Genomic DNA, 12,985 nt, shown 5'->3' with positions numbered 1-12,985 from the left:
GTCACCCGGCGGCCACCGCCGCCATCGGCTCCGCGGGCTGCCGCTTCCGCCGGATCATCAGCGCCATCAGCGCCGCCGTCGCGCACAGCGCCCCCGCCGCGTACCAGACCACGTTGTACGAGCCGAACCTGTCGCGAGCCACACCTCCCAGGAACGCCACCAGTGCCGCGCCCACCTGGTGGGAGGCGAGGACCCAGCCGAAGACGATCGAGCTGTCCTCGCCGTACTGCTCGCGGCAGAGGGCCAGCGTCGGCGGGACCGTGGCCACCCAGTCCAGGCCGTAGAACACGATGAAGAAGACCATCGGCGGACGCACGGTCGGTTCCATCAGCATCGGCAGGAAGAGCAGCGAGACACCGCGCAGCGCGTAGTAGACGGCGAGGAGCCGGCGGGCGTCGATCCGGTCGGTGAGCCAGCCGGAGAAGACCGTGCCGACGATGTCGAAGACGCCGATGACGGCGAGCAGCGAGGCGGCCGCGGTGATCGGCATGCCGTGGTCGTGGGCGGACGGCACGAAGTGCGTGCGGATCAGGCCGTTGGTCGAGGCGCCGCAGATCGCGAACGACCCCGCGAGCAGCCAGAACGGTCCGGTGCGGGCCGCGTCGAGGAGGACGCGCACGGTCCGGCCCGCAGCGCCCCGGGCCGGCGCGGGCTTGGCCACGAATGCACCCCCGTACGGAGCCAGGCCCACATCGGCCGGGTGGTCGCGCATCAGGAGCCAGACGAACGGCACGACGACGAGTGCCGCCAGTGCGACGGTCACCGAGGCCGGGCGCCAGCCGTGGTGCGCGACGATCCAGGCGCACAGCGGCAGGAAGACGAGCTGGCCGGAGGCTCCGGCCGCGGTCAGGATGCCGGTGACCAGGCCGCGCCGCGCGACGAACCAGCGGTCGGTGACCGTGGCCGAGAAGGACATCGCCATCGAGCCGGTGCCGAGGCCGACGAGCACGCCCCAATAGATCATCAGCTGCCAGGCGGCCGTCATCCAGACGCTCGCCAACGCGCCTGCCGCGACTGCGGAGAGCGCGACGACCACGACCCGGCGGATGCCGAACCGGTCCATCAGCGCGGCGGCGAACGGCGCCGTCAGCCCGTACAGCGCCATGTCGATCGAGACGGCCAGCCCGATCTCCCCGCGCGACCAGCCGAACGAGGTGCGGAGCGGGTCGATGAGGAGGCCGGGCAGCGAGTTGAACGCGGCGCCGCCGATGATCGTCACGAAGGTGACGGCGGCCACGATCCAGGCGCGGTGGATGCGCCGCCGGGGCTTGCGGGGAGACGGCGTGCGGGCCGGCGGACGGCCGGCGTCCCGGGCGGCTGCGCTGTCGATTGTCTGGGTCACGTCACCCAGCATCCGGTCCCCGGGCAGCCGTCACGAGTGGCCGGGAGGACATGCTTCGCAGGGATCGGGCCAACCGGGCGGGCGTACGATCACTCGCGTCCGGGCGCGGTCATGACAGCCGACCGCCCCGGCGGGCCGAACGAACCGATCGAACCGGGGGTTTCTCATGCAGTGGGTCGCGCGTCAGCAGTTCCACCACCGTTCCGCACTGATGCAGGGGTGGGGCGCCGCGCTCCTCCTGGTGTCCGTCGGGCTGTGGATCTGGCTGGCGTTCCTGCTGACGGACCAGGCGGACGCGTACTGCTACCGCGTCACCATGGAGTGCAAGGTGATCTCGGGGTGGTCCGAGCAGATCATCGTCCTGGCGCTCTCCGGGCCGCTCTCCGTCCTCGGCTCCGCCCTGCTGGTCGGCGGCAGTGTGCGCCGGCAGACCAGTGCGCATGTCCTCCAGGTCATCGAGATGCAGGAGTCCGAGGAGCGCGCGCGGAACAAGCGCTGACCGGCCAGGGGCCCGGCGCGCTCACCGAGCGGGCCGGGCCGCCGTCCCGCGGTGCACGGCCCAGGCCGCCGCCGCCCCCACCACGTACCAGAGCAGGTCCGGCGCATTGAACGTCGAGCCCAGCACCAGGCGCGCCACCGCGCTGTGCCGGGACAGCTCACCGGGCACCCCGGTCAGCTGCGACAGCTCCACCGCCCAGCTGAACGCCAGTGCCGCCCCGGCCGCGGTCACCGGCCTGGCGCGGGGCGCGATCATCAGCACCAGGGCGTGAACCAGCACCGTGTAGAGCGCGTCCCCGGCGTACTTGGCGAAGTCGCCGCCCGCCGCTGCCCGGATCCCGAGCCCGGCCGCGACCGTCAGCGCCGCCGCCCCCGCCGCTACAGCCCTGTTCATCCGATCCGCTCCAGACGGCGGATCGGGCGGACCACCAGCAGCACCCCCACCACCAGCGCGTTGATCACCGCTCCGGCCAGCAGCACCTCCGGTGCCCCGACCGCGTCCGCGGCCGGCCCGGCCAGGGCCCGGCCCGCCGCGACCATCAGCAGCGAGCCCGCCACGTCGTACGCGTGCAGCCGGTTCAGGGACTCCGGCGGGACGTGCGTCTGCACTGTCGTCGACCACATCACGAGCCAGAACGCGAACGCCGCGCCCGCCACGAACTGCCCGGCGGCCAGGGCGGGTACCGGCATCCCCAGCCCCAGCACCACCATGTTCAGGCACACCCCGGTCAGCGCGACCGCGCCCGCCGCGAGCGGGCGACGCGGCCTCAGCCGCAGGGCCAGCAGACCACCGACCACACTGCCCGCCCCGTTCACCGCCATGATCACGCCGTACGCCCCCGAGCCGTGCGCCTCGGTCACCTCGACCGCGGTCAGCGGGAGCATCGGGCCCATCACCGTGAATCCGTAGACCGTCCAGATCGCGATCACCCCCCACAGCCAGCTGCGCGCCTTGAACTCCCGCCATCCATCGATCAGTTCGGCCGTCATGGTGCCCCGCGGCGTCTCGTCCGACCGGTTCGGGGCGAGGCGCAGCAGGAAGAGACAGACGGCCGACACGGCAAAGGTCGACGCGTTGGCCACGTACACCGCTCCGGCGTTCGCCAGCCCGACCAGCAGCCCCGCGAAGGCGGGTCCGGCCATCGTCATCAGCGCCTCGGAGACCCGCAGCACCGCGTTGCCGCGCTGCACGTCCAGAGCCACCCGGGGCACGGTCGACGCGACGCCCGGCTGGAAGAGGGCCGCACCGACGCCGGCCACCGAGCTCAGGGCGTACACCGCCCACAGCGGCGGGTTGCCGGCCGCGAACGAGACGGCCAGCACGGACGCGCCGATCAGCCGCAGCACATCGGCGATGATCATCATCCGGCGTGGGGTGAAGCGGTCCGCCAGCACTCCGCCGAAGAGCACGAACAGCGCCAGCGGGGCCATCCAGGCGGCCAGCGCGTAACCCACCGACGAGTGCGGCCGGCCGGCCCCCAGCAGACCGGCGGTGAGTGCGACGGGAATCATGCCGTCACCGAGGAGCGCGACGGTACGCGCGAGGAAGAAGAGCCGGAAGTTGCGGTTCCAGAGCTCGCCCGCCGGCCGGCCGACGTCCGGGTGCACGCTCATCGACGACAGGACGGCCGAAACGTCCCGAGGAGGCGTCCGGTGGGGTGCGCCCGCGCGGTCCGCGCCGGGAATGTACTCGCGCTCTGCTGACTTTTCCTTCACATCAGTGACATGTATCAGCTTAAGGTCTATACCACTAGAGCAGACAGGGAGCCCGCCGTGCCGCACCGAGTCGTCGTCCTGGCCCTCGACGGGCTGCTCCCCTTCGAACTCGGCATCCCCCAGCGGATCTTCGGCCTGGCGCGCAGCTGCGAGGCCGGTGACCGGGGCAGCAGTCTGTACGAAGTCGTGACCTGCTCCGTCCGCGCACCGGGACCGGTCAGCACCGACGCGGACTTCACGGTCATGGTCCGACACGGGCCCGAGGCGCTGGCCGCCGCCGACACCGTCGTCGTCCCCGCCTCGTACGAACTCGGCCCCGTCCACGACGAGGGCAGGCTGACGGACGAGCTCGCGGCGGCGTTCGCGCACATCAGGCCGGGCACCCGGCTCGTCTCGATCTGCACGGGCAGTTACGTCCTCGCCGCCGCCGGGTACCTCGACGGGCGCCCCGCCACCACGCACTGGTCCTCCGCCGACCACTTCCAGCGGCTGTTCCCGCAGGTCCGGGTCGATCCCGACGTCCTGTTCGTCGACGACGGGGACGTCCTGACATCGGCCGGGGTGGCGGCCGGGATCGACCTCTGCCTGCACATCGTGCGCCGCGACCACGGCACGGCCGTCGCCAACGACGTCGCCCGCAGCACGGTCGTGCCGCCGCACCGGGACGGCGGGCAGGCGCAGTACATCCGGCGCCCGGTCCCCCAGGCGCAGTCCGCGACCACGACCGGCGCGAGGGCCTGGGCGCTCGGCAGGCTGGACCGGCCGATCCTGCTGCGGGACATGGCCCAGCAGGAGTCGATGAGCGTACGGACGTTCACCCGCCGGTTCCGCGACGAGGTCGGGATCAGTCCCGGCCAGTGGCTGACCCAGCAGCGGGTCGAGCGGGCGCGGGCACTGCTGGAGTCCTCGGACCTGTCGGTCGACCAGGTGGCGCAGGAGTCGGGGTTCGGCACGGCGACATCGCTGCGGCAGCACATCCAGACGGCACTGGGCGTGTCACCGACGTCCTACCGGCGGACGTTCCGGGCGGGGGCGGGGGGCCGCTGAAGGCGCGCCGGCGCCGGTTCCGTAGCTGTCCGCGAAGTCCCGCGGAACAGTCGGGGGACGGCCCGCAACGGCTGGTGGCGTCACGGTGCGGGACGGGGATCCGCCGCCAAGTCCGCCTCCGCTCCTTGGCGTTGGGCGGGCGGATGGGGGCAGGATGCGACCGGTGTCCGGATCCGCGCACGTCGGACCGGAAGTCCTCGGTACGGCGGAGGAGTTCGCCTGCTCAGGCGTGATGTGTGACGGCGTGCGACGGCTCGTGGCCACCGGTGTGCTGGGCGCCGATGACCGCTGTCGCCTGGCCGTGCGTACCCGGCTGCAGCTGCACCACCGGCGCGCCCCGGTCCACCTCGCACCAGATCTGCTTCCCGGCCCCCTCGGGCTGCCAGCCCCAGCGGTCGGCCAGGCCGTCGACCAGTTCCAGGCCCCGGCCGCCGGTGTCCTCGCCCTCCGCGTGCCGCTGGCGCGGCGGGCGGCAGCTGGTGTCGGCGACCTCGACCCGTACGGTCCCGGCCGCCCCGGCGGCTCCCGCCGAGCCGAAGAGCATGCGCAGCACGGCCGGACAGCCTGTGTGGACGACCGCGTTCGTGACGAGCTCCGAGATCAGCAGGATGAGCGTCTCGGCCAGCGGCTCGTCGTCCCTTATCCCGGACCCGACCAGTCTCGACCGCGCCCACCTGCGAGCTCGCCCGACTTCCGCGGGATCCGGCCCGACTTCCAGCTGAACCTGAAGCACCTGCACCGCTCACACCATCCGAACCGGCGGACACATCGCCTCGCGCCTCCTCAGGGTCACGGAACGTGATTCCCTTGCGAGACAGCATGGTTGACGTACAGTCACCGCAACAAGCGCTTCGGGCATATTCCAGCGCGAAGGAGTACGCGTGGTGCATACTGTGCGACGCGCGTCACGGCGAGTCGAACAGCAGCGCACCGAAGCCGCGGGGACCGCTCCCCGGGCAGGCCGGGCGCCTCTGCGAGGAACGCGAGCAGGGCACCCCGTCCGGACCGGAGTCACCCCAGGGGCAACACCCGGATCGCCAGGTTCCAGAACCACTCGCATTCAACGGAGCGTACCTGAGCCGAGGGCAACTGCGGCCCGTGACGAATCACGCAAAGGACACAAGCCGGTATCGGCACATACCGACTGCGCTCCGTGACTCCGCAGCGTGAACCTCAGGGGCCCCCGCGTGACGAACCCGCACTCGGCGCCGCTCCGTGCCGGCCATCACGGCTACGGCCGCCCCGGGCCGGCCGCCGGGTGTGCGGACGGACCCCGGCCGCCCGGGTGAGGCCCGTGCCGCCACGCACCCGGAGGCGGTCCCGCGCACCGCGGACGGCCCGCCGACGAGCGGCCCGGTACCCGCGATCCGACGGCCGTGCGCACCGCCACCGCGGGCCGGCCCGGTGCGCACCGGTCGTCGTGCGCACAACCGACCGACCGCCCGGGAGACCGTGGCCGATCCGAACGGCTCGCTCCCACGGGCGTGTTGGACGGCTGTCCGGCGCCGGTGCGGCCGGCACCGTCCACCGTCCCGGGCGGTCCTTTGCCGCGTGGGCCACGCGCTCACCGGCGGAAACCGGGTGGCGGCCGTCGTTCACCTGCCGCCAGGATCCGGCGGATGAACTGTGTCTTCTGCACCCTGATACGGGAGGGCTCGGCGCGGTGGGTCTTCCGCGGGCCGGTGGTCTCCGCGTTCGCACCGCTGGAGCCTCTCGCCCCGGGGCACACACTCGTCGTCCCGAACGCCCATTTCGCGGATCTCTTCGACACCCCGCCGGACGTTCTCGCGGAGACGACGGAACATGTGCGCCGTCTCGCGGAGGCGATGCGCTCCGCCCTCGGGGCCGGGGGCGTCAACCTTCTGCACGCGAGCGGCCCGGGATCCCAGCAGTCCGTGCCCCACCTGCATGTCCATGTGGTGCCGCGCTGGCCCGGCGACGGATTCACGACCTGGCCGGGCGAGAGGTCCGGACACCGGCTCGACGGCGACGCCGTCGACCTGCTCGCCGCGGCGACGGCGGGCGGGTGACGGACGGCCGGGGAACGGACGGTCCGAAAAGGGCGCGGGCACGGACGGTCCGGGCACGGCCCGGCAGGACGCCGGGGCCGCACCGGTCCGTGACGTGTCTACGCGTCCGGCTCGATCACCGTGAAATAGACGGCGAACGCGGCAACCGCGTCGTCCTCGACGATCCGGCCGTCGTGGTCGGTGTCCAGGCTCCGTGCCGCCAGACCCGCCGATTCCTCGCTCGCGCCCAGCACCTTCAGCGCCCGCTCCACTGCGGGCACCGCGGCCGAACCGCTGTCGTCGTTGTCCGCCACGGCGATAGCCGCCCGCAGGAACGGCCGGGCGATCTCCGCGAAGCGCTCGGGGTTGTCACGCAGCCGTTTCACGGCCCCGCCCACGAACTCCTCACGGGTGACGCGCTGGTCCCCGTCGACATCGGCGATGCCTGCCATGCCCTGCCAGAACGCCTCGGCCCCGGTGTAGAGCGCCTGCCCCTTGTCGCAGCGGGCCGCCGTACCGAATTCGGTGAGCAGCCGGGCCGCGGCCGCGTTGAAATCCGCGCGATCGATGTATCCGTTGCCGTCCTGGTCGAAGGCGGCGAACCGGAAAGCGATCTTGCGCTCATACTCTGCGCTGTCCATGCGGGGAGCGTACGACGCCGACAGCCGTCACGTGTCACTTACGCGCGCCGCCGGTGTTACAACCTGGTCCTCACACCGGGGTGGTGGATACGTTTCAGGCCGACAGCGGCCGGGCTTCGTCGTCGACCGCCTCGTCCCAGTCGCCGTAGACGTCGAACAGACGACGCACGCCGAGGGCGGCGAGCACCCGGTTGACGTGAGAGCCCTCCTCCGCACCGCGGGCCGGCAGGACCAGCCGCAGCCGGCCACCGCAGGAACGCATCAGACGGCGGGAGGCGATCAGCACGCCGACGCCGCTCGAATCGCAGAAGAACACCTCGGAGAGGTCGAGCACCACGTCGTGACGCCCTACGGCGACCGCGTCATGGACGGACTGCCGGACCACGGGCGCCGTCACCAGGTCCAGTTCGCCGCGTATGTGCAGCACCGTCCACACGCCCTGTTCGGTCTCGGCCACTTTCAGAGTCACGCGACTGGCCTCTCGTTCCAGGCGATCCGGGCGTCCGGCGATCCGGAATTAACTGTTCCTCCTCGCGGCTGCCCCACCGGGCGGCCCCGAAACACCGCTCCGCACAGCAGGACCCAGACGGTTTCCGGCAGAAATGATCGCTTCAGGTCCGATTCCAACGCCCCGGGTCGCCGCATTCACTACCATCCGGGACGTTCCAGGGGGCGTACTTGCCGCAAAGACACGTACATGGTCACGACAGCCGACTACATTCGATGTGACGAGGGGTACAGGGCTGGGGGTCCTATGGCGAAAGACACACCGCCCCGCTGGGACCGCAGGATGCAGCAACGGCTGGCACGCGGCGAGGCGGCTGCCCTTGGCGAGCTCTACGACCGTTTCGCCTCGCTGGTCCACAGTCAGGCGCACCGGATGCTCGACGACGAGTCCGCGGCCGACCTGGTCACCCGCGAGGTCTTCGCCCATGTGTGGGAGAACCCCGACGCGTACGACCCGAAGCAGGGCTCGATGCGGGCCTGGGTGGCCCGGCTCACCCACCGCCAGTCCGTGCGGCGGCTGCGCGACGCGGAACCCTCCCCGTTCTCCCGGGTGTACGAGGACGGCGGCGAGAACGACGGGGGCGAGGCCGCGGACTCCGCGGCCCGGCAGGAACTCGAGGAGCGGGTGCGGCGGGCGACGGCCTCGGCCCGCGCCGACTACATCGTCGCCTCCATGCCCGCGCCGCTGCGGGCCGCGCTGGAGCTCGCGTACATCCAGCGCAGGGACTACCGGCAGACCGCGGCCGACCTCGGGGTCACCGAGGCCGAGGCACGCCGCCGCCTGCGGCTCGGGCTGCAGTTGCTCTCCACCGCCGCCGCCCGCCCCCTGGAAGGGTCTTCGCCGCCCGGATACGGACAGACCCTGTGACCGGCCCCGACGACACGAACGGACACGACGACGAGGTCTGGGGTGCCCGGCGCATACCGGGCCCGCGGGCCGCGGCGGACGACTTCGACCTCGGCGCCGTGCCGACGGCAGCCCCGGCCCAGGCCTCCGGACCGGAGCCCGGGCCTGCGGAGCCCGGACCTGCGGAGCCCGGACCTGCGGAGCCCGGACCGGAAAAGGAACCTGCGGTGACGACGGCAGCGCCGGCCCCGGTGCTCCCGCACCGCATCCTCAAGTCCCTGCTCGGTGCATGGGCCCTGGCGGCCTGTTCCGCCGAGGAGGCCGAAGCGATCGAGGTGCACCTCCCCGGGTGCGCCGCCTGCGCGGACGAGGCACTGCGGCTGCGCGACGCGGTCGGCCTGCTGCACACCGACCGCAGCCTGGACCTGGACCCGATGCTGCGCGCCCGGGTGCTCGAAGGCTGCCTGAGCCGCCGCCCCGCCAAGATCCCGGTGCCGGAGTGGGCCGCCCCGTACGACGCGGAGACCGCCCGGCTCGACGCGCTGCTCCGTGACATCGGCGACGCCGAGTGGCACGCGCCGGTGCGGCTGAAGTGGTTCGAGGGCGAGCGGCAGGTGAACCGTAAGACCACGGTCGCCGGTGTGATCGGCCATCTGATGACCGTCGACGGGCTGGTCAGCACCGCCCTCGGCCTGGACGACCCGCTGAGCGGCGGCACGGGGGCACGCGGCGACGGTCCCGTCCCCGGCCTCCCGCTCGCCCCCACCGCGCGCACCGAGACGTACTGGTCGGCCGCCCGGCGTCCGCCCACCAGGGCCGTCCGCGGTCCCTGGCGCGACCAGAGCCACGCCCTCATCCGCACGGTGTCGTTCGCCGGCCGCGGGGTCGACGAACTCTCCGTCTCGTACGGGGACTTCGCCCTCCCGCTGCAGGACTCCCTGCTGGACCGGGCGTTCGAGTGCTGGGTGCACGGCGGCGACATCGCGGACGCGGTGGACTACCCGTACGAAGCCCCGTCCGCCGCCCACCTCCACCGGATGATCGACCTGGCCGCCCGGCTCCTCCCGGCCGCCCTCGCCGGACGCCGCACGGCCGGGCTCGCGGCGCCCGCCCGCCACCTGGTGACGGCGGGATCGCCCGGCCGTTCGCTCCACCTGGAGATCGAGGGCTCGGGCGGCGGCAACTGGTACATCGCGCTGGACTCCCCGGCGGCGCTCGGCTCGCCCGACCACGCGGTCGCCCAGGTCGCGCTGGACGGCACGGAGTTCTGCCAGCTGGTCGCGGGCCATGTGTCGCCCGTCGAGGCGGCTGCGGGCCAGGAGGGTGACCGCGAGGCGATCCGCGACGTGCTGTTCACGGCGGCGTCGCTCAGCCGGCTGTAGGCGGACGCCGCACCGGGCGGTCGCGGGCGGCCGTCGCGGGCGGGCCGCCCTAGGCGAAGATCACCGTGCGGCGGCCGTTGAGCAGGATGCGCCGTTCCGCGTGCCACTTCACCGCGCGGGCCAGCGCCTGGCACTCCACATCGCGTCCGATGGCGACCAGCTGGTCCGGCGTGACACCGTGCCCGATCCGCTCGACCTCCTGCTCGATGATCGGCCCCTCGTCGAGGTCGGCGGTCACATAGTGCGCCGTCGCGCCGATCAGCTTCACCCCACGGGCGTGCGCCTGGTGGTACGGCTTCGCACCCTTGAAGCTGGGCAGGAAGGAGTGGTGGATGTTGATGATCCGGCCGCTGAGCTGCTTGCACAGGTCGTCGGAGAGCACCTGCATGTAGCGGGCGAGGACGACCAGCTCGACGTCCTCCGCGCGGACCAGCTCCAGGAGCTGCGCCTCCGCGTCCGCCTTGGTCTCCTTCGTCACGGGGATCTGCAGGAACGGGACGTCGTACGACGCGGCGAGCTCGGCGAAGTCCATGTGGTTGGAGACGACGGCCGCGATGTCGACCGGCAGGCCTCCGATGCTCGCACGGAACAGCAGGTCGTTGAGGCAGTGACCGAACTTGCTGACCATCAGCACGATCCGCATGCGGTCCGCGGCCCGGTGGATCTGCCAGTCCATCCGGAACGAGTCCCCGATGGCGGCGAAGCTGGCCCGCAGCTTGTCCGCGGTCACCGGCGCGGGCGCCGAGAAGTGGACGCGCATGAAGAAGAGACCCGTGTCGTGGTCCCCGAACTGCTGACTGTCCTCGATGTTGCAGCCCGTCATGAAGAGATAACTCGACACGGCATGCACGATGCCCTGTTTGTCCGGGCACGAGAGGGTGAGGACGTACTGCTCGGGGGTGGTCTCAGCAGGCTGCGGCACGGTCATCCCCGTAGCGTGCCACACCACCGCCGGTTCAGGCGGTCCTGGTCATGATGCGGAGCACGTCGAGTGAGCGTGGCGGGGTGTCGGGGTCCTCGCCGTCGTTGGAGGCGAGCAGCACATGCGCCTCCCGGGTGGCCCGGACGGCCTCCGGCCAGCCGTGGTGCTCCAGATAGGCGGAGACGGGGGCGTCCGCGCCGACCTGGTGCATGATGCGCAGCACCCGCAGCACGGCGACGTCGACGAGAGCGGCCTCGCCGGAGTCGCGGAAGACCGTGCCGACGTATTTCTCGGCGGACCAGTTGTCCAGCCAGGTGTCCTCCACCAGGCGGTAGACGGCGTCGGTGACGTCGCCGTACCCCTCCCGGCCGGCCAGCCAGCACTCGTGATGGAAGACGGGGTCGGAGAGCATGTGCAGCGCCGAGCGCACATTGCTGCGCCAGCGCCACCAGGGAACGTCATTGAGCGGCATGCCGCCCATGGTGGAGGAGCGACGGCCGCGACGGGAAGAGTTCTCCGAACCTTGCTGCACGGTTGTCGATCGTACGTTCCCGTCGTCCGGGCCCGAACGGACCCCCGTAATTCACCTGGTCGTCACCGAGCGTTGAGCGAAGCACACAGTGGCGTTACCCCGGACGCGGAAATGTTCACGCACATGACCGGATGGCGACGCCTCACCTCCCCCCGCCCCTACAGACTCCTCACATGTACGGCGGCGGTTGGGGCCTTGCTGATGACCGGCTGCGGTGTACTCCCTGGGGCATCGGGGGGCTCCAGGGAGCCCATCACCGTCGTGACCTGGGCCCCCGGCGGGTCCACCGGTCCCGACTCGGTGAACATGGCGGGCATGACCGCCATGGCGAGGGCCTACGCCCGCTGGGCGGACAACAACGGCGGACTCGACGGGCACAAGCTGCGCGTCGTCACCTGCGACGAGCAGGACACCTCGATCGGCGCGGGTGACTGCGCCAGGCGGGCGGTGTCGGAGAAGGCGGTCGCGGTCGTCGGCTCGTACAGCCGGCACGGCTCCTCCTTCATGGCGTCGCTGGAGGCCGCCGGGATCCCGTACATCGGTGGCTACGGAGCGTCCGACGAGGAATTCACCAGCTACGACTCGTACCCCGTCAACGGGGGCCAGGCGGCGCTTCTGGCGGGCAACGCCAAGCAGCTCGCCCGCAGTTGCGACCAGGTGTCCGTGGTGCGGCCCGACACGCTGGCCGGCGACGGCCAGGCCTGGCTCCTCAACACCGGCCTGAAGGAGGAGAAGCGGCCCGCGCCCGCCGACATCCGGGCGGCGGAGACGGCCACTTCGTACGACGAGGCGGCCGGACAGGCGCTGGAGGGTGCGGGGAAGACCGGCGGGTGTGTGACGGCGGTTCTCGGCGACCGTACGCCGACGTTCTTCGACTCCTTCCGCCGCCTCGAACCGTCGTACGGGAATGTGCGGATCTCGTCCGTCCTCGGCAGCATCGGGCAGCCGCTGATCGACAGCACCGGCGGCCGGAACGGCCCCTTCGAGGGGGCGTACGTCACCGGCTGGTACCCCGAATCGGGGGACGCCCGCTGGGACGGGATGCGCGAGGTGATCCGGAAGCACGCGTTCGGTGACAACCGGATCGACCCGGACGACACGGGTGTCCAGACGACCTGGATCGCCTACACGGCGCTGAAGGGGATCGTGGCCGCGATCGACGCTCCGGAGATCACCGCGGGCAAGGTCTCGGTCGCCCTCAACCGCGGTACCCGGGTCGACACCGGCGGTCTCACTCCGGTGCTGCGATGGCGGTTCGAGGACATGCTCGGCTCTTCGGCGTACCCGCGGATCGTGAACCGGAAGGTGAATTTCCAAGTGGTGCGGAAGGGGCGTCTGGTAGCAGAGAAGAAGGGGTTCGTCGATGTGACGGCCACACTCTCGGAGGCCAGCGCCAAGGGGTGAGCGCCGCCCGAAACCCTTGGCGGCCCGACGGGCCGGGGCGCGGGGGGGCGCCCCCCCCGGCGGCGGGTGCGAGCCCCGCCCCCGCCGACAGGCGGGAGCCGCCCGACACCGCCCGCCCCGCAAAAACCACCGACGGTG

At 72.0% G+C, this 12,985-nt stretch carries 14 protein-coding genes; 6 read left to right on the top strand and 8 right to left on the bottom strand.

The window, feature by feature from the left end; genetic code table 11:
- Window position 1 precedes the first annotated feature (1 nt).
- Window positions 2–1,342, bottom strand: coding sequence for an MFS transporter (locus ACFVXE_RS24500; RefSeq protein WP_389674107.1), 1,341 nt, complete (start codon window positions 1,340–1,342; stop codon window positions 2–4).
- Between the two features lie 166 nt (window positions 1,343–1,508).
- On the opposite strand from ACFVXE_RS24500, the gene ACFVXE_RS24495 reads away from it, so the two are divergent.
- Entirely contained in the window at window positions 1,509–1,841 is a 333-nt protein-coding gene (locus tag ACFVXE_RS24495) for a hypothetical protein (RefSeq protein ID WP_389674105.1), read from the top strand.
- 21 nt (window positions 1,842–1,862) lie between these two features.
- On the opposite strand, the gene ACFVXE_RS24490 is transcribed toward ACFVXE_RS24495, so the two are convergent.
- Both ACFVXE_RS24490 and ACFVXE_RS24485 read right to left on the bottom strand, forming a co-directional pair.
- Window positions 1,863–2,234, bottom strand: coding sequence for a DUF2809 domain-containing protein (locus tag ACFVXE_RS24490; protein ID WP_389674103.1), 372 nt, complete (start codon window positions 2,232–2,234; stop codon window positions 1,863–1,865).
- Window positions 2,231–3,454: an MFS transporter gene (locus tag ACFVXE_RS24485; protein WP_389674101.1), complete on the bottom strand. Its 1,224-nt coding sequence runs from the start codon at window positions 3,452–3,454 to the stop codon at window positions 2,231–2,233. The genes ACFVXE_RS24490 and ACFVXE_RS24485 overlap by 4 nt, the downstream gene beginning before the upstream one ends.
- 159 nt (window positions 3,455–3,613) lie before the next feature.
- On the opposite strand from ACFVXE_RS24485, the gene ACFVXE_RS24480 reads away from it, so the two are divergent.
- Window positions 3,614–4,603, top strand: coding sequence for a GlxA family transcriptional regulator (locus ACFVXE_RS24480; protein ID WP_389674099.1), 990 nt, complete (start codon window positions 3,614–3,616; stop codon window positions 4,601–4,603).
- A 223-nt stretch (window positions 4,604–4,826) separates the two neighbouring features.
- On the opposite strand, the gene ACFVXE_RS24475 is transcribed toward ACFVXE_RS24480, so the two are convergent.
- Window positions 4,827–5,342, bottom strand: a complete 516-nt coding sequence (locus ACFVXE_RS24475; protein ID WP_389674097.1) for an ATP-binding protein — start codon at window positions 5,340–5,342, stop codon at window positions 4,827–4,829.
- Window positions 5,343–6,222: 880 nt separating this feature from the next.
- On the opposite strand from ACFVXE_RS24475, the gene ACFVXE_RS24470 reads away from it, so the two are divergent.
- Entirely contained in the window at window positions 6,223–6,633 is a 411-nt protein-coding gene (locus tag ACFVXE_RS24470; protein WP_389674095.1) for an HIT family protein, read from the top strand.
- A 98-nt stretch (window positions 6,634–6,731) separates the two neighbouring features.
- Here the strand turns inward: ACFVXE_RS24470 and ACFVXE_RS24465 are convergent, their stop codons facing one another.
- Both ACFVXE_RS24465 and ACFVXE_RS24460 read right to left on the bottom strand, forming a co-directional pair.
- Complete coding sequence (locus ACFVXE_RS24465) at window positions 6,732–7,253, bottom strand: EF-hand domain-containing protein (protein WP_389674094.1); 522 nt, start codon at window positions 7,251–7,253, stop codon at window positions 6,732–6,734.
- Window positions 7,254–7,347: 94 nt separating this feature from the next.
- Window positions 7,348–7,722 carry an STAS domain-containing protein gene (locus tag ACFVXE_RS24460; protein ID WP_389674092.1) on the bottom strand — a complete coding sequence of 125 codons (375 nt, stop codon included), beginning with the start codon at window positions 7,720–7,722 and terminating at the stop codon, window positions 7,348–7,350.
- A gap of 285 nt (window positions 7,723–8,007) precedes the next feature.
- Between ACFVXE_RS24460 and ACFVXE_RS24455 the strand changes: the two genes are divergently transcribed.
- On the top strand, window positions 8,008–8,628 hold the full coding sequence (locus tag ACFVXE_RS24455) for an RNA polymerase sigma factor (RefSeq protein WP_389674090.1): 621 nt from the start codon (window positions 8,008–8,010) through the stop codon (window positions 8,626–8,628).
- The gene (locus ACFVXE_RS24450) at window positions 8,625–9,989 is read left to right on the top strand and encodes a maleylpyruvate isomerase N-terminal domain-containing protein (RefSeq protein ID WP_389674088.1); all 1,365 of its coding nucleotides are present in this window, start codon (window positions 8,625–8,627) and stop codon (window positions 9,987–9,989) included. Before ACFVXE_RS24455 ends, ACFVXE_RS24450 begins: the two co-directional genes overlap by 4 nt.
- Window positions 9,990–10,038: 49 nt before the next feature.
- Here ACFVXE_RS24450 and purU read toward each other — a convergent pair whose 3' ends face one another.
- Together purU and ACFVXE_RS24440 are read right to left on the bottom strand one after the other, a co-directional pair.
- Window positions 10,039–10,917: a formyltetrahydrofolate deformylase gene (gene purU / locus ACFVXE_RS24445; protein ID WP_389674086.1), complete on the bottom strand. Its 879-nt coding sequence runs from the start codon at window positions 10,915–10,917 to the stop codon at window positions 10,039–10,041.
- A 28-nt stretch (window positions 10,918–10,945) separates the two neighbouring features.
- The gene (locus ACFVXE_RS24440) at window positions 10,946–11,392 is read right to left on the bottom strand and encodes a hypothetical protein (RefSeq protein WP_389674153.1); all 447 of its coding nucleotides are present in this window, start codon (window positions 11,390–11,392) and stop codon (window positions 10,946–10,948) included.
- A gap of 174 nt (window positions 11,393–11,566) precedes the next feature.
- Between ACFVXE_RS24440 and ACFVXE_RS24435 the strand changes: the two genes are divergently transcribed.
- A complete protein-coding gene (locus ACFVXE_RS24435) occupies window positions 11,567–12,847 on the top strand; it encodes an ABC transporter substrate-binding protein (protein ID WP_389674084.1) in 1,281 nt (426 codons plus the stop codon).
- Window positions 12,848–12,985: the final 138 nt, after the last annotated feature.

This window comes from Streptomyces sp. NPDC058231 (assembly GCF_042882275.1).
GTDB lineage: Bacteria > Actinomycetota > Actinomycetes > Streptomycetales > Streptomycetaceae > Streptomyces.
This window is presented reverse-complemented; position numbering and strand designations above follow the sequence as displayed.